16 protein-coding genes are annotated in these 15,091 nt (G+C 70.0%); 4 read left to right on the top strand and 12 right to left on the bottom strand.

Annotated features, from left to right (window positions below; genetic code table 11):
• Window positions 1-7: 7 nt before the first annotated feature.
• The gene (locus B0I31_RS23175) at window positions 8-1,093 is read right to left on the bottom strand and encodes a DUF2332 domain-containing protein (protein WP_245950265.1); all 1,086 of its coding nucleotides are present in this window, start codon (window positions 1,091-1,093) and stop codon (window positions 8-10) included.
• A 1-nt stretch (window position 1,094) separates the two neighbouring features.
• The gene (locus B0I31_RS23170) at window positions 1,095-1,598 is read right to left on the bottom strand and encodes a MaoC family dehydratase (protein WP_053716239.1); all 504 of its coding nucleotides are present in this window, start codon (window positions 1,596-1,598) and stop codon (window positions 1,095-1,097) included.
• Window positions 1,599-1,893: 295 nt separating this feature from the next.
• Between B0I31_RS23170 and corA the strand changes: the two genes are divergently transcribed.
• On the top strand, window positions 1,894-2,970 hold the full coding sequence (gene corA, locus B0I31_RS23165) for a magnesium/cobalt transporter CorA (RefSeq protein WP_106617438.1): 1,077 nt from the start codon (window positions 1,894-1,896) through the stop codon (window positions 2,968-2,970).
• Window positions 2,971-3,109: 139 nt separating this feature from the next.
• Here corA and B0I31_RS23160 read toward each other — a convergent pair whose 3' ends face one another.
• Entirely contained in the window at window positions 3,110-4,195 is a 1,086-nt protein-coding gene (locus tag B0I31_RS23160; RefSeq protein WP_106617437.1) for a DUF2332 domain-containing protein, read from the bottom strand.
• Between the two features lie 106 nt (window positions 4,196-4,301).
• Between B0I31_RS23160 and B0I31_RS23155 the strand changes: the two genes are divergently transcribed.
• Window positions 4,302-4,964: a metallophosphoesterase family protein gene (locus B0I31_RS23155; protein ID WP_106617436.1), complete on the top strand. Its 663-nt coding sequence runs from the start codon at window positions 4,302-4,304 to the stop codon at window positions 4,962-4,964.
• A gap of 6 nt (window positions 4,965-4,970) precedes the next feature.
• Window positions 4,971-5,816 carry a chromosome partitioning protein ParB gene (locus tag B0I31_RS23150; RefSeq protein WP_106617435.1) on the top strand — a complete coding sequence of 282 codons (846 nt, stop codon included), beginning with the start codon at window positions 4,971-4,973 and terminating at the stop codon, window positions 5,814-5,816.
• On the opposite strand, the gene B0I31_RS23145 is transcribed toward B0I31_RS23150, so the two are convergent.
• The 8 genes from B0I31_RS23145 to B0I31_RS23110 form a co-directional block, all read right to left on the bottom strand.
• Window positions 5,813-6,784 carry a hypothetical protein gene (locus B0I31_RS23145; protein WP_106617434.1) on the bottom strand — a complete coding sequence of 324 codons (972 nt, stop codon included), beginning with the start codon at window positions 6,782-6,784 and terminating at the stop codon, window positions 5,813-5,815. The two genes, B0I31_RS23150 and B0I31_RS23145, sit on opposite strands and share 4 nt — an antisense overlap.
• Window positions 6,785-6,926: 142 nt before the next feature.
• Complete coding sequence (locus B0I31_RS23140; protein ID WP_106617433.1) at window positions 6,927-7,814, bottom strand: SDR family NAD(P)-dependent oxidoreductase; 888 nt, start codon at window positions 7,812-7,814, stop codon at window positions 6,927-6,929.
• A gap of 284 nt (window positions 7,815-8,098) precedes the next feature.
• Window positions 8,099-9,280, bottom strand: coding sequence for an ABC transporter ATP-binding protein (locus B0I31_RS23135; protein ID WP_106617432.1), 1,182 nt, complete (start codon window positions 9,278-9,280; stop codon window positions 8,099-8,101).
• Between the two features lie 4 nt (window positions 9,281-9,284).
• The gene (locus B0I31_RS23130) at window positions 9,285-10,130 is read right to left on the bottom strand and encodes a carbohydrate ABC transporter permease (RefSeq protein WP_106617431.1); all 846 of its coding nucleotides are present in this window, start codon (window positions 10,128-10,130) and stop codon (window positions 9,285-9,287) included.
• Entirely contained in the window at window positions 10,130-11,077 is a 948-nt protein-coding gene (locus B0I31_RS23125) for a carbohydrate ABC transporter permease (protein WP_106617430.1), read from the bottom strand. The genes B0I31_RS23130 and B0I31_RS23125 overlap by 1 nt, the downstream gene beginning before the upstream one ends.
• Window positions 11,074-12,330: an ABC transporter substrate-binding protein gene (locus tag B0I31_RS23120; protein WP_106617429.1), complete on the bottom strand. Its 1,257-nt coding sequence runs from the start codon at window positions 12,328-12,330 to the stop codon at window positions 11,074-11,076. The genes B0I31_RS23125 and B0I31_RS23120 overlap by 4 nt, the downstream gene beginning before the upstream one ends.
• A 184-nt stretch (window positions 12,331-12,514) precedes the next feature.
• Window positions 12,515-13,051 (bottom strand): YflT domain-containing protein, encoded by a 537-nt coding sequence (locus tag B0I31_RS23115; RefSeq protein WP_106617570.1) that lies wholly within the window; start codon window positions 13,049-13,051, stop codon window positions 12,515-12,517.
• A gap of 183 nt (window positions 13,052-13,234) precedes the next feature.
• Complete coding sequence (locus tag B0I31_RS23110; protein WP_106617428.1) at window positions 13,235-14,431, bottom strand: acyl-CoA dehydrogenase family protein; 1,197 nt, start codon at window positions 14,429-14,431, stop codon at window positions 13,235-13,237.
• A 144-nt stretch (window positions 14,432-14,575) separates the two neighbouring features.
• On the opposite strand from B0I31_RS23110, the gene B0I31_RS23105 reads away from it, so the two are divergent.
• Complete coding sequence (locus B0I31_RS23105) at window positions 14,576-14,869, top strand: DUF4190 domain-containing protein (protein ID WP_106617427.1); 294 nt, start codon at window positions 14,576-14,578, stop codon at window positions 14,867-14,869.
• Between the two features lie 9 nt (window positions 14,870-14,878).
• Here B0I31_RS23105 and B0I31_RS40760 read toward each other — a convergent pair whose 3' ends face one another.
• Window positions 14,879-15,040 (bottom strand): hypothetical protein, encoded by a 162-nt coding sequence (locus B0I31_RS40760; protein WP_156077169.1) that lies wholly within the window; start codon window positions 15,038-15,040, stop codon window positions 14,879-14,881.
• Window positions 15,041-15,091 lie beyond the last annotated feature (51 nt).

The raw sequence follows: 15,091 nt of genomic DNA, 5'->3' as shown, positions 1-15,091 counted from the left end.
CCCCCGATCAGGGGAGCCACACCAACCGCTGGCCGTGCGGCGCCGTCTTCGCCAACGCCTGCGCCGACCGCACCTCGCCGCCCTCGAACCGGACCAGGCCCACCACGCCGAACGCCGCCTCGTCCGCCGCGGGCCGCAGGTCGTCCCGCTCCGGCAGCACGTGGACCAGGCCCGCCGGGTAGCCCTCGTGGCTCAGCCACCACACCGGACGACCGAGGTCGCGCAGCGCGGCGACGAACTCCTCCCCCGCCAGGTACGGCAGGACGTTGCTGGTCAGGACCACCAGCGGCAGGTCCTCGGGCACGCGGGCGGCGGCCTTGCCGAGGTCGGCCACCGCGTCGCCGACCACGAACTCCGGCGGCGACTTGCGCTGCACGGTCGCGGCCACGCCGAACAGCCGCAGCCGCTCCGGCTGGTCGGCCCAGACGCACGCTTCGAGCCACGCGTAGGTGTCCTCGTCGGTCAGGTCGGCGGGTGCCCGGTCCAGGCCGACCTTGGCCGCGATCTTCACCGTTTTGGGGATCTTCGGCAGCTCCGCGCCGGGCGCCAGCTCCAGCGCGCAGTGCAGCCCGAGCGCCGCCTTGGCGGGCCCCGCGACCAGCTGCCCGGCCTGCTGGGTCTGGTACCGGTAGCCGTACTGGTCCAGCCCGAGCAGCAGACCGGCCGAGCAGCCGACCTCCAGCAGCCCGACCGGTCCCTTGACCTTCGCCAGCGCCGGGTACAGCAGGGTCGCCCGCCGCACCTCGTTGGTCTGCACGGTCCGGTTGCCGATCAGCTCGCGCATCCGGTCGGCCCGCTCCAGCACGAACTCCCGGAACAGCCGCCACGTGCTCTCGTCCGCGCCGTACGTGCCGCCGAGCGACGGGTAGTAGTTGGACAGCTCGTGGAACGGCTCGGCCTGCACCAGCCGGTGCGCCGCCGCCAGGAGCAGGGTCGCGTGCGCGAACCGCTCCGGGGCGGCGGTCAGCAGGCCGGCGACCTCCGGATCGTCGGCGGCGTGCGCGGCCAGGTGCTCGTAGAGCGGCGAGACGCCGTGCGCCTCGCTGCGGGCGAACCGGGCCAGTCGTTGCCGCACCAGATCCAGCGAGGTCACGTCACTCCTTGGGTTCGGGCCTGCCCGGCTGCTCGCCGCCGCGCGCCTCGCCGTAGGAGCGCTTGGGCACCATGACCTTCCGGCGGAACACGCAGACGACCGTTCCATCCTGTTTGTACCCGCGCGTCTCGACGTAGACCACGCCGCGGTCGTCCTTGGACTTCGACGGCGTCTTGTCCAGCACCTCGGTCTCACCGTAGATGGTGTCACCGTGGAACGTGGGCTTCACGTGCTTGAGCGACTCCACCTCCAGGTTCGCGATGGCCTTGCCCGACACGTCCGGCACCGACATGCCCAGCAGCAGCGAGTAGACGTAGTTGCCGACGACCACGTTCTTGCCGAAGTCGGTGGTCTCCGCCGCGTAGTGCGCGTCCATGTGCAGCGGGTGGTGGTTCATGGTGAGCAGGCAGAACAGGTGGTCGTCGTACTCGGTGACCGTCTTCCCGGGCCAGTGCTTGTAGACCGCGCCGACCTCGAACTCCTCGTAATAACGCCCGAACTGCACCGCACGCCTCCGTTGGCCGGCTCTGTGTGAAGTCGGTGTGATGGAAGACCACTCCGACCGGGACGACAGTGTGAGCACCGGGGGAGTACCCTCGGCAACTGGTCTGTGAGCGACTACACCGCCGGGACCAAGCGACCCGAGGAGGTGAGGACTACCGATGAGTAACGACCCCCATCCTGCGAGTACCTCGCGCGTCCTCATCGGGGAGCCGGCTTTCCACAGCTAGGCCCAGCGGTACCGGTCGGGGACGTGCCGTCGTCGTTCGTCGAGTCGACGCCCCCACTGGAGGACCCTCGTGCCCAGCTTGCCCTCGCTCGGCGGTCGGAGAGGCCGCGCGCCGGAACGCCCCGCCGTGCCCATCCCCGTGCCGCTGTCGCACTACGTGGTGGACTGCGGCGTCTACGTCGACGGCACCCGCCTGCCCGGCCGCTGGTCGCACACCGACGCGGTCGAAGAGGTGCGCCGGCGCGGCGAGGGCTTCGTCTGGATCGGGCTGCACGAACCGGACGAGGAGCAGATCCAGGGCGTCGCGGAGACGTTCGGGCTGCACGAGCTGGCCGTCGAGGACGCGGTGCACGCGCACCAGCGGCCCAAGCTCGAGCGCTACGACAACATGCTGTTCATGGTGCTCAAGACGGTCCGGTACATCCAGAACGCGTCACCGGACACGGCCAACGAGATCGTCGAGAGCGGCGAGATCATGGTGTTCCTGGGCCGCGAGTTCGTGGTGACGGTCCGGCACGGCAACCACTCGGGGCTGGCGGCGGTGCGCCGCGAGCTGGAGGCGGAGCCCGAGCGGCTGAGTTCCGGCCCGGCCGCGGTGCTGTACGCGATCGCCGACCACGTGGTCGACAACTACCTCGACGTGACCGACCACATCGAGGACGACATCGACCAGATGGAGGCGCTGGTCTTCCAGCCGCGCAGCCGGGTCAGCGCCGACCAGATCTACCTGATGAAGCGCGAGGTGCTGGAGCTGCGCCGGGCGGTGATGCCGCTGGCCGTGCCGCTGCGGCGGTTGGCGGAGGGCTACACGCCGCTGATCCCCGAGCAGGTGCGCTCGTACTTCCGCGACGTGGACGACCACCTCACCGAGGTGTCCGAGCGCGTCATCAACTTCGACGAGTTGCTGACCACGCTGGTCAACGCCGTGCTGGCGAAGATCACGCTGCAGCAGAACTCGGACATGCGCAAGCTCGCCGCGTGGGTGGCGATCATCTCCGTGCCGACCATGGTGGTCGGCGTGTACGGCATGAACTTCGACTACATGCCGGAACTGCGCTGGCGCTACGGCTACCCCATGGTGATCGCGGTGATCCTCGTGGTGTGCCTGACGCTGTACCGAATATTCCGCCGGAACCAATGGCTCTGAGTCCGCTCACCTGCCCTTCTTCCAGCGACGGGATGTTCCGACATGACCAGGATCTTCACCAACCCGCGGTTCTGGGTGCTCACGTTCCTGATCGGCTGGCTCACCACGGTGACCCTGCTGATCGCGAACGGCGGCTGACTCAGTTCCAGGGTGCGGTGTCCCAGGTGAAGGGGATGCCGTGCCCCACACCCGTGCCCAGGCGCAGCGAGATGCCGGCCGGCCACAGCTTGAGCAGCAGCTGGAACTCGTACCGGCCCGCGGTGTGCGTGCGCCTGGGCTCGTAGACCAGCAGCGCCAGCGGCGCCATCGGGGTGGCGCGGGCGGCGGCGTCGGCCAGGATCGCGCGGCCCATGGCGCGGTCGGCCGGTGACACGTACTGCCAGACGACCGAGTGCCAGACGACGGTCAGCACGTCGCGTTCCGGGCGGGCGAGCTGCTCGGCCAGCCACTCCGGGCCGGTCGCCCGCCGCACCGGGACGGGGTCGAGCCTGGCCAGCTCCACGGCGGTCTGGAGCCGGTCGAAGCGGTCGACCTGGTCGGCCCAGACGAACGACGACAGGTGCAGCCGCCCGTCCTCTGTGGACACGTCCACCGGGTTGAGGTCGCAGCCGGCCCGGCGGACCAGGCGCAGGTTGTGGCCCGGGTCGACCGGCGGCCTGCCGGTCCACCCCGGGTCGAGGGCGAACGGGCTGCCCGGGTCGCCGTAGGTGACGCCGTCGACCCGGTAGGCGATGCGGTGCGGGCGCAGGTTCAGCCCGCCGGACGCGCCGACCTCCAGCAGCCGGATCGGGAACGTGGCGCGGCGGCCCGCCTCGTCGGCGGCCAGGTGGGTCGCGGTCTGCAGGCCGCCGAACAGGGGCGCGCTGCGGCCGGGCTCGTTGGTCTGCACGACGGTGGACGTGACCAGGACGTGCAGCTCGTCGGTGTGCTCGTGCAGCACGGTCAGCGCGTCGTCCCAGAGGGTGTCCAGGTCGGGTTTGCCGCCGACTGTGGGGTAGTGCTTGGCCAGCGTGGGCGCCCGGCCCTCCAGCACCAACCGGTGCAGCGCGCCCGCGAACCGCAGGCCGGGCACGGTGCCGTGCCGGTCGCACTCGGCGCCCGCCATCACCCGCGCGGTGATACCACCGCGGGCCAGGTCGTCCGCCGCCGCCACCAGCAGGGTGCGGGTGAGCGGGCTGTGGACTCCGCAGCCGCGGGACGCGTCGAGGAACAGCTCGGCGAGCACCCTGTGACGTTAACCCGATTTCCCTTGTGCGGCAGGGGGAGGAACGCGTTGTTCACCCTTTCACCAGCGATGTGTCGCCGTCTGCGGCAGCGCTTAGGCTCGGTGGATGCCGAGGGTGCTCGCGGTGGCCGACGAGGTGGTCGAGTCGTTGTGGACCGAACAGGTGCGCCGCCACGACGTCGACCTGGTCGTCGCGGCCGGTGACCTGCCGTTCGACTACCTGGAGTTCCTGGCGGGCGCGCTGGACCGGCCGTGCGTGTTCGTGCCTGGCAACCACGACGTCGACCTGACCGGGTACGCCAACGTGCGGGGCCTGTGGACGAAGGCGGGCCTGCCGGCGCGGTGGCCCGGTCCGGCGGGCGGCGTGAACGCCGACGAACGGGTGGTGGACGTGGCCGGGCTGCGGATCGCCGGGCTGGGCGGGTCCGTCCGGTACAGCGGCGGGCCGAACCAGTGGACCGAGCGGCAGCAGGCACGGCGGCTGCGGCGGGTGCTGCGGGCGGCCCGGTGGCGGCGGTGGCGTGACGGGCGAGGGGTCGACGTGCTGCTCACCCACTCGCCGCCGCTGGGCTGCGGTGACGAGCCGGACCCGCCGCACCGCGGGTTCGCGTGCCTGCACGAGGCCGTGCGGCGGCTGAGGCCCCCGGTCATGCTGCACGGGCACATCCACCCGCACGGCCAGGTCAAACCCGACCGCGCGCTCGACGGGACGCGGGTGGTGAACGTGGTGGGGTACCAGGTGTTGGACATCCCGTCCGGAACGACCTGAGGAGGAGTGCCCGTGCCCCGTGACACCGGTTTTCCGCGGGCCGACGCGGAGAACGACTTCCTGCGCGCCCGGCGACGGCAGGTGCTGTCGCGGTTGGCCGCGTGGCTGCGCCGCGAGCCCGACGACGTGAACATCATGCTGCCGTTCCACGAGGTGGTGGAGTCGCTGGGGATGCTCAGCGAGCGGCGGCTGGGGCTGCGCACGATCCGGCTGGAGTCGATCGTCGGCAGCGTGGACCGGACCAGGGACTTCGACCGCCGGTTCCGGCCCACGTCGGCGCGGGTGCGCGAGCGGTGGCAACGGCTGGCGCTGGCCCAGCGGCGGGGCGAGCCGGTGCCGCCGATCGAGGTGTACCGGGTCGGTGACCTGCACTTCGTCCACGACGGGCACCACCGGGTGTCGGTGGCGCACGCGTTGGGGCTGGAGGTGATCGACGCGTACGTGACGGAGGTCGTGACGCGGATCGCGGCGCACGGCATCCGGCACCGCGGCGACCTGATCGTGAAGGACTACCGGCGGCTGTTCCTGGAGCGGGTGCCGTTGGGCGGTGAGGCGCGGGCGGCGGTGCTGCTGTCGGACCCGTGGGAGTACGCCGAGCTGGGCGAGCACGTGGAGGCGTGGGGGTTCCGGCTGATGCAGGACGAGGGCGGGCTCCTGGACCGCGTCACGGTCGCCCGGCGCTGGTACGCCGAGGAGTACCAGCCGGTGGTGGGGATGCTGCGGCAGGCGGACCTGGTCGGTGACCGCACGGAGACCGAGGCTTACGTGTGGGTGGCGGCCGAGCGGTACCGGCTGATCCGCACGCACCGGTGGGACCCGGACGTGATCTCGACCCTGCGGTCACGCCGTTAGCGCTGGCCTTCGAGCCGCGGCAGCGGGCGGGCCTGGTCCATCACCCGGTCCGTGTAGCTGTCGAGCAGGCGGGTGGCGACCTGCTGGCCGTAGCCGAGGATGACCGCCCAGAGCAGCAGGGCGGCCTGCGACGCCACGCCGATGAGGCCGGTCGTCACGCCCGCGCCCAGCGCCAGGATGCCGACCACCGCGAGCGCCGCGCCGAGCAGGACCTTGATCAGCGCCTGGTAGCCGACCATCACGTACGGCGAGAGGCTGGGCCGTCGCCGCAGGAGCAGCACGACGGCCGAGAGCACCGCGCCGAACGCGCCGAACACCTGGATCAGCCACACGTCCGCGCCGGTCGCCGCCTTGCCGGACGGGCACACCGTGGGCAGCTTCTCCGCGCTGACGCACATCGGGATGAGGCCGGTCTCGACCAGGCCGATGACACCCAGGACGGTGTTGATCACGAACAGCACCACGGAGGTGGCGATGAGCTTGTTGCGCAGCGCCCGCGACCCGGCGTGGGCGAAGTCGGACGCGTCGAACGCGGCCCGCAGCGCGTCGACCACGACCTCCCGTTCCACGGCCAGCGGGAACTCACCGGGCCGCAGCTCCTCCAGCGCGACGCGCCGCGGGTCGTCCTCGTGCAGGTTCTCGGCGACCCGGGCCTTCAACCCCGGCAGCCGCCCGAGGAACCCGCTGCCCGCCGCCACGACCGCGATCTCGGCCTCGTGCAGCGACCGCCAGGCCCGCTCGATGTGCCACCCGGACCACCACGACGCCACCGTCCGCCACCGCGACTCGGTGCGCGTGATCATGTCCTCGACCACGGCGGCCTCCTGCTCCACCACCGCGCGCCACTGCCGGCTCTCCTGGTCGAGCGGATCCGGCGGCCCGAGCGCGGCCAGGTCGGCACGCACGCGGTCCAGCCGCGACTGCACCACCAGCCGCCAGTCCGTGACCCGGGGAGTGCGCGTGCCCATGTCCAGCATCGTCGCAGGCCAACCCACCTATCAGGCGATCACCCGAAGGTGTGACCAGCGGCGGGAACGCGATTCAGGTCGCGGCAACCAGGTGAACTCGGTCCACGAGCGGGGAAGCGCAGTCGGCACTTCCCCGCTCGTCTCACGCCGTGCGGCCGGGTTCGACCAGTTCACGCAGGCGTGGCGGCATGCGCTTCTCCAGGCCGAACGGTTCCAGGTGGGCTTGCAGGACGCCGTCGAACGCGCGCTTCACCGACGCGGTGTCCCACGTGTCGCTCTCCAGGATCGGCTGCTTGAAGTACGGGTGGCCGACCAGGTGCAGCTGCCTTCCGTTGCACCGGACGATCTGGCCGGTGATGCCGTGCGCCGCGTCGCTGAGCAGGAACAGCACGAGCGGCGCGACCTTGCCGGGGGTGCGGTCGGCCGGGATGGCCCTCAGGGACCGCTCCGACTTCCACACCATCCGGGTGTGCGCGACCGGGCAGACGGCGTTGACCCGGATGTTGTCCCCTTCGAGGTCCAGGGCCCACGACGAGCTGAGCGAGGCCACCGCGCCTTTGGTGGCCGAGTAGGTCGCGAGTTTGCGCTGGCCGAGAAACGCCCCTGACGAAATGTTCACGATCGAACCGTGGCCCTGCTCGCGCATCACGCGCATCGCGGCCATTCCCGTGTATATGACACCCAGGAGGTTGACCTCGATGATCCGCCGGATGGATTCCGGCTCGTCCTCCCACGGCAGTGCCTCGTAGTTCAGCCCGGCGTTGTTGACCAGGCCGTCGACCCGGCCGAACTCGGCCAGGCACATTCCCACGATCTTCTCGGCCTCGCTGGGATCGGCCACCGTCGCCGTGCTCGCCACCGCGCGCCCGCCGTACGCCCGGATGTGCTCGGCGACCTGTTCGGCCTGCTCAGCGTCGATGTCGTTGACCACGACCGCCGCACCGGCCTGCGCGGCGTGCATCGCGTAGGCCTCACCCAAACCTCGTCCCGCCCCGGTGATCACGACTGCTTTGCCGTCAAGAATCCCCATCTCGCGCTCTTCTCTGTGCTCGGCGGACTCCCCTGCCCCGGCCCTTTCCGGCCGGAGTCGTTTCCGCCTGCGCCCAGCGTGGAGATCGGCGGCGGTCCGGGCGCGACAATTGCGACGAGGTGTGGGTTTGCTGCGCTGAATGGCCTATGGAGTTCGTCCCTGCTGATGCCCTCGGCTGGTCAGTAACTCGCAGTGACCTCGGCAAACACCCCGGTTGGCCTTACCCGAAAGTGTGAAAGGCCGCCCCCGGTGGACAGCGGGGGCGGCCTTCGGGCGCGGACGGGTCAGCCGCGGTAGGTGAGGTTGCGGCCGTTGCCCGGGTCGAACAGCTGCACCTTGTCCGCGTCGAACCAGATGTCGGCGGGTTCGCCCGCGACGGCGGTGGACGTCGCGGCGATCCGGGCGACCAGCGACACGCCACCGCCGGGCACGTCGGCCGAGCCCGCGTCGGCGGCGAGCTCGGCCAGCTCCGCCGACGTCGCCTGTTCACCCTGGAGGCTGAAATAGGCGAACTTGTCCGAGCCCATCGACTCCAGCACGTCCACCTGGTTGGTGAACGTGACGCCCTTCGCGCGCACGGCCTCGTCCACCAGCCGCGCGTCCTCGAAGTGCTCCGGCCGCAGGCCCATGATCACCTCGCGGGGCGCGTCGGCGCCTTCCAGCAGCCCGCGCACCCGGTCGGTGAGCGGCACGTCGCCGAGCGCCGAGCGCAGCACGTTGTCCTCCAGCGCGGCGGGCACGAAGTTCATCGCGGGCGAGCCGATGAACCCGGCCACGAACAGGTTCGCCGGGTTGTCGTAGAGGAACTGCGGCGCCCCGACCTGCTGCACCGCGCCGCCTCGCATCACCACGACCCGGTCGCCGAGGGTCATCGCCTCGGTCTGGTCGTGCGTGACGTACACGGTGGTGGTGCCGAGCCGCTTCTGCAGCCGCGACACCGACGTGCGCATCTGCACGCGCAGCTTGGCGTCGAGGTTCGACAGCGGCTCGTCCATCAGGAACGCCTTGGGGCTGCGCACGATCGCCCGCCCCATCGCGACCCGCTGCCGCTGCCCACCGGACAGGTTGGACGGCTTGCGGTCCAGGTGCTGGGTCAGGTCCAGGATCTCGGCGGCGTCGCGGACCTTCTTCTCCACCGTGGTGTCGTCCACTTTGGCCAGTCGCAGCGGGAAGGCCATGTTCTCCTTCACCGTCATGTGCGGGTACAGCGCGTAGGACTGGAACACCATGGCGATGTCACGGTCCTTGGGCGCGCGCTCGTTGACCCGTTCGCCGCCGATGCGCAGCTCGCCGGACGTGATGTCCTCCAGGCCCGCGATCATGTTGAGGGTCGTGGACTTCCCGCAGCCAGAGGGGCCGACCAGGATGATGAACTCGCCATCGGCGATCTCGATGTCCACGTCCCGCACGGCCACCGCGCCGTCGGGGTACTGCTTGGTCACGCTGTCCAGAACGATCTCGGCCATTGCTTCACCCCTTGACGGCGCCGGAGGTCAACCCGGCGACGATCCGACGCTGGAAGAACAACACGAACAGGACGATCGGGATGGTGATCACCACCGCGGCGGCGGCGATCGACCCGGTCGGGTCCTCGAACTGCGAGCTGCCGGTGAAGAACGACAGCGCGACCGGCACCGTGCGGGACGCCTCGGTGGAGGTCAGCGAGATCGCGAACAGGAAGTCGTTCCAGCAGAAGATGAACACCAGGATCGCGGTGGTGAACACGCCGGGCGCGGCCAGCGGCGCGATGACCCGGCGGAACGCCTGACCGGGCGTCGCGCCGTCCATCTTCGCCGCCTTCTCCAGCTCCCACGGGATCTCGCGGAAGAACGCCGACAGCGTGTAGATCGCCAGCGGCAGCGCGAACGTGATGTAGGGCAGGATCAGGCCGGGCCAGGTGTCGAACAGCCCGAGCGTCCGCTCGATCTCGAACAGCGGCGAGACCAGCGAGATCTGCGGGAACATCGCGATCAGCAGCGACACCCCGACCAGCAGCCGCTTGCCGGGGAAGTCGAGCCGGGCGATCGCGTAGGCGGCCATCGTGCCGAACACGACCGCGACGGCCGTGGCGATGAGCGCGATGCCGATCGAGTTCACCAGCGCGCGGACGAACTCCGTGGTGGAGAAGATCGCCTTGTAGTTGTCCAGCGTCCACGCGCGCGGGATGAAGTTGCCGTCCGCCAAGGTCTCCTTGGTCTTGAACGACAGCGACACGATCCACAGCACCGGTACCAGCGCGTACGCCACCACCAGGATGTTGAGCACGGTCCAGCGCGCCTTGCGGCCCGTGGTCACGGCCCCGCCGATGCCCGCCATCAGCGCCTCCCCCCGCCGTCGCCGCCGGGTGCGGCGGTGCCGAACAGCTTCACGAACACGAAAGCGATGATCGCCACCGCGATGAAGATGAGCACCGACATGGTGGAGCCGATGCCCAGGTTCAGACCTTTGATCAGGTTGTTGTAGGTCAGCATCGACACCGACGACGTGCCCTGCGAGCCCGCCGTGAGCACGAACAGGTTGTCGAAGATGCGGAACGCGTCGAGCGTGCGGAACAGCAGCGCCACCAGGATCGCGGGCTTCATCACCGGGACCATCACCTTGGTGAACCGCTGCCACGCGCTCGCGCCGTCCATCGCGGCGGCCTTGAGCAGGTCGTCGGGCACCAGCGCCAGGCCCGCCATCAGCAGCAGCGCCATGAACGGCGTGGTCTTCCAGATCTCGGCCAGCGTCACCACCATGATCGCCGGGATCTTCTCGGTGAGCACCGGGTCGCCGCCCGCGATCGTCTCGGCCAGGTAGCCGGTGCGCGGTGTCCAGGCGTAGCGCCAGGAGAACGCGGCGACGACCGTCACGATGCCGTACGGGATGAGCGTGGACGTGCGCACGATGCCGCGGCCGACCAGCGTGCGGTGCATGATCAGCGCCAGCGCCATGCCGAGCACCAGTTCGACCGCCACGGACACCACGGTGATCAGCACCGTGACCCACATGGCGTTCCACCAGTACGGGTTGGACAGCACGGTGACGTAGTTCTCCAGGCCGACGAACTCGGTGCGGTCGGGGAACTTCAGGTCGTAGCGCTGCAGGGACAGCCACAGCGAGTACAGGATCGGCCAGCCGGCGACGGCGGCCATGATGAGGATCGCGGGCGCGCACAGCAGCAGGCCGAGCCGCCGTTCGGCTCTCTTGCCCTCGCTGAGCGCGGCCTTGGCCTTCGGCGGGAGCGCAGGTTCGGCGTTGTCGGTCTTCACAGCGTGGCTCACGGCAGCACCCCCTTCGAGTCGAGCGCGTCCTGCAGCTCGGTGCGCAACCGTTCGGCGGTGCCCCGCGGGTCGATGCCCGCCGGTGGCGACAGGATCGTGGAGATGACGGTGGAGACGTTCTGGTAGGCGGGGGTCCGCGGGCGCACGCTCGCGTTCTTCAGCGTCTCCAGGATCGCTTCCTTCATCGGGTACGGCTCGGCCATCTCCGGGTCGTCGTAGACGGACTCGATGGTCGGCGGCACGCCGTCGTTGATGGCGGCGAACTTCTGGTGCTCGGCGCTGCGCAGGCACAGCACCGCGTCGAACGACTCCTCGGTGTGCTCGGTGAAGGCGCTGACCGCGTAGTTGATGCCGCCGACGGTGACCTTGGCCGGGTCGCCGTCGATCGACGGGTAGGGTGCCCACTTGAGGTGCGGCGCGATGGTCTCGACCTTCTGCGCGGCGGCGTAGACGTACGGCCAGTTCAGCATGAACGCCGCCTTGCCGCCCTCCATGGCGAGCCGGGCGTCGTCCTCGGCGGCGTTGGAGAACGACGGGTCGACCACGTCGGAGGTGGCGAACTTCTTGAGCACTTCCAGCGCCTTGACCGCGCCGTCGTCGACCACGGCCTTGGTGCCGTTGTCGTCCACGATCTGCCCGCCCGCGGTGCTGACCAGGGTGTTGTAGAGGACGACGAGGCCCTCGTACTGCTTGCCCTGGGCGGCGACCAGGCCCGGCGTCTTGTCGTTGCCGTCCGCTTGGAGCTTCGCGCCCAGCTCGATCATCTCGTCCCACGTCTTCGGCGGGGTGGGCACGAGGTCCGCGCGGTACCAGAGGAGTTGGACGTTGGTGTTGTCCGGCGCGCCGTACAGCTTGCCCTCGTAGCGGGCGGTCTCCAGCGGCGTCTCCAGCGTGCCGTCCTCGACCTCGGACCTGGCCTGGCCGGTGAACTCCTTGATCCAGCCCGCTTTGGCCAGTTCGGCGGTCCAGGTGACGTCGAGCGCCAGCACGTCCATGCCGGCGTCCCCGGCGGCGAGCCTGCGGACCATCTGCTCGCGCTGGCCGTCCGCCTCGCGCGGCAGCTTGTGGTAGACGATCTCGTAGCCGTCGGCCTGGGCGTTGCAGTTGTCGACGATCTTCTGGAAGTTCTCCTGCGGGTACTTGTAGACGTTGATGGTGATCCCGCCGTCACCCGAACCACAACCCGCCAGCACGGACGTCGCGATCAGCGCGGCGCCCCCTGCGGCGGCCAACCGATGGCCCTTGCCCCTCATCGGTCCTGCCTCCTTCCCGACAACGGAGGAGCCAGACCGACAGCGCCCGGCACCTCGTCGTGCCCACCGGTCGGCTGGGCCGACCGGTGGAACGAACGTAGGCCCGGTGATCAGGTGCCGCAACCACCGGAGCCCGGAACGGCCTTACCCGATCAGGTGGCGCGCTAAACCTCGGTCTTCGACGTCAGGCTTGGCCGGTCCCACCCGCGTCCGAGGGGCGCATGGCGAGCTTGGCGAGCAGGTCACGGCCACGTTCGGCGGAACGGGGCTGGCAGAGCACGTCGTAGCGGCCCGCGACCAGCTGGCTGGCGCTCTGGAAGTCCCGCTTGCCGCGCGCCGACCCGTACCCGACCGCCGCGAAGATCAAGCCGAACGCGATGCCGACCACCAGGCCCGCGACGATGGGCCCGAGGCTCGCGCCGGGGCTGGTGTTGAACAGGCTGAGCAGGACGCCGACGAACAACCCGAACCACGCCCCCGACGCCGCTCCGGTGCCCAGCACGCGGCCCCAGGTGAGGCGACCGGTGACCCGTTCGACGAGCATCAGGTCGACACCGACGATCGTGACCTCTTGGACGGGGAAGTCGTCATCGGCCAAGAAGTCGACCGCTCGCTGTGCTTCCTCGTAGGTGCTGTACGAGCCGATGGGCCAGCCGGTGGGCGGGGTGGGCAGGCGGGGAGGCACCCCGGGTCGGTTCTGGCCGGAGAATGAACTCGTCACGGTGACCACCTCTTCGCGGTGCTGATCACCCCATCCTGCCAACACCGGGCGATCAGCGCGAAACGGGTTAGTGCGAACGGACGCGAAACGTGACCTGACCATCAGCGCCCGGGGCAGGCCTGGTGGCTGGGGTCCGATGGCCGGGCTCTGGTGGCCGCCGATCTTTGATCTTGACCAGCGGGATCAGCCGCGGGACTGGTAGTCGCGCAGGAGACCCCGGCTGATGATGGTCTTCTGGATCTCGCTGGTGCCCTCACCGATGAGCAGGAACGGCGCCTCGCGCATCAGGCGCTCGATCTCGTACTCCTTGGAGTACCCGTACCCCCCGTGGATGCGGAACGCCTCCTGGGTCACCTCGGCGCAGTACTCCGACGCGATGAGCTTGGCCATGCCCGCCTCGACGTCGTTGCGCGCGCCGGAGTCCTTCAGCCGCGCCGCGTTCACCATCATCAGGTGCGCGGCCTCGACCTTGGTCGCCATCTCGGCCAGCTTGAACGCGATGGCCTGGTGCTCCACGATCGGCTTGCCGAACGTCTTGCGCTGCTGCGCGTACTCGATGGCCAGCTCGAACGACCGCAGCGCGATGCCGCACGCCCGCGCCGCCACGTTGACCCGGCCGACCTCCACCCCGTCCATCATGTGCCGGAACCCGCGACCGGTGTGGCCGCCCAGCACCTGCTCCGCCGGGATCCGGAAGCCGTCGAACACCATCTCCGTCGTGTCGACGCCCTTGTAGCCCATCTTGTCGATCTTGCCGGGGATGGTGAGGCCGGGCACGACCTCGCCGTAGCCCTCGGGCTTCTCCACCAGGAACGTGGTCAGGTTCTGGTGCGCCTTCTCCGCGCCCTCGTCGGTCTTCACCAGCACGGCGGTGAGGTTGGACGTGCCGCCGTTGGTCAGCCACATCTTCTGGCCGTTGATGACGAAGTCGTCGCCCTCGCGCACGGCCCGCGTGCGGATCGCGGCCACGTCGGAGCCCAGTTCCGGCTCGGACATGGAGAACGAGCCGCGCACCTCGCCGGTCGCCATCCGGGGCAGGTACTTCTGCTGCTGCTCGGGCGTGCCGTGCTGCTTGAGCATGTGCGCCACGATGAAGTGCGTGTTGATCACGCCGGACACCGACATCCAGCCACGGGCGATCTGCTCGACCACCAGGGCGTAGGTGAGCAGCGACTCGCCGAGCCCGCCGAACTCCTCCGGGATGGTGAGCCCGAACAGGCCCATCTCCTTCATGCCCTCGACGATGTCGGCCGGGTACGTGTCACCGTGCTCCAGCGACTGGGCGTGCGGGATGATCTCCTTGTCCACGAAGGTGCGAACCGTCGACAGGATCTCCTCCTGGACGTCGGTCAGTCCTGCGGTCCGGGCCAGGCGCGCCATCGCGTTTCCCTTCGTAGCTCTCGGGTTACCGGCGAGTATGGACCGGTTAACGCCCGTTCGCGCCACGAGAGTGCTCATCACCACGCGCTGAACCGAAACAGCGGGTTAGCCTGTGCGCCCGCACGATCCGCCAGGGGGACCACCATGTCGCAACCGCAGTACCAGCAACCGGGCTACTACCCGCCGCACCGCCAGACCAACGGGATGGCGATCGCGGCGCTGATCACCGCGTTCCTGTTCTCGCCCGCGGGCATCGTGCTGGGCGTCCTGGCGCGCAAGCAGATCCGGCGGACCGGCGAGGAGGGCTGGGGCATGGCGACCGCCGGCCTCATCGTCGGCGTCGTGCTCACCGTGCTGTGGGTGCTGGCCATCGTGCTGTGGGTCGTGCTGGTGGTGTGGCTGTACCGCGAGGCCTCGAACCTGCCGGTGCCGCGCTGACCGTCCGCGTCAGGAGGCGCGCAGCTCCAGCTCGCCACCGCAGTGCCGGCACACGTCGGCGAACACGTGGACGTCGTGCGAGCAGGCCGGGCAGGGCCGGAAGCTGCGCTCGATCAGGTCGTCACGGCGGCGCTGGAACAGCCGCCTGCGCGGGGTGCGATGTCTGGACACGCCGACCACCATGCACAGGCGGCACCCCATGATCGCCAATCCACAGCCCGC

The sequence above is a fragment of the Saccharothrix carnea genome, from assembly GCF_003014735.1.
In the GTDB taxonomy this organism is placed as follows: Bacteria; Actinomycetota; Actinomycetes; order Mycobacteriales; family Pseudonocardiaceae; genus Actinosynnema; species Actinosynnema carneum.
The sequence above is the reverse complement of the archived record's forward strand: the minus strand, read 5'-3'. Positions and strand labels throughout refer to the sequence as shown.

What these genes read in the sequence shown, in the direction of transcription:
- B0I31_RS23155 (WP_106617436.1), top strand. Translation starts at nt 4,302, where the DNA reads ATGCCGAGGGTGCTCGCGGTGGCCGACGAGGTGGTCGAGTCGTTGTGG.
- B0I31_RS23145 (WP_106617434.1), bottom strand. Translation starts at nt 6,784, where the DNA reads ATGGGCACGCGCACTCCCCGGGTCACGGACTGGCGGCTGGTGGTGCAG.
- B0I31_RS23140 (WP_106617433.1), bottom strand. Translation starts at nt 7,814, where the DNA reads ATGGGGATTCTTGACGGCAAAGCAGTCGTGATCACCGGGGCGGGACGA.
- B0I31_RS23135 (WP_106617432.1), bottom strand. Translation starts at nt 9,280, where the DNA reads ATGGCCGAGATCGTTCTGGACAGCGTGACCAAGCAGTACCCCGACGGC.
- B0I31_RS23130 (WP_106617431.1), bottom strand. Translation starts at nt 10,130, where the DNA reads ATGGCGGGCATCGGCGGGGCCGTGACCACGGGCCGCAAGGCGCGCTGG.
- B0I31_RS23120 (WP_106617429.1), bottom strand. Translation starts at nt 12,330, where the DNA reads ATGAGGGGCAAGGGCCATCGGTTGGCCGCCGCAGGGGGCGCCGCGCTG.
- B0I31_RS23110 (WP_106617428.1), bottom strand. Translation starts at nt 14,431, where the DNA reads ATGGCGCGCCTGGCCCGGACCGCAGGACTGACCGACGTCCAGGAGGAG.
- B0I31_RS23105 (WP_106617427.1), top strand. Translation starts at nt 14,576, where the DNA reads ATGTCGCAACCGCAGTACCAGCAACCGGGCTACTACCCGCCGCACCGC.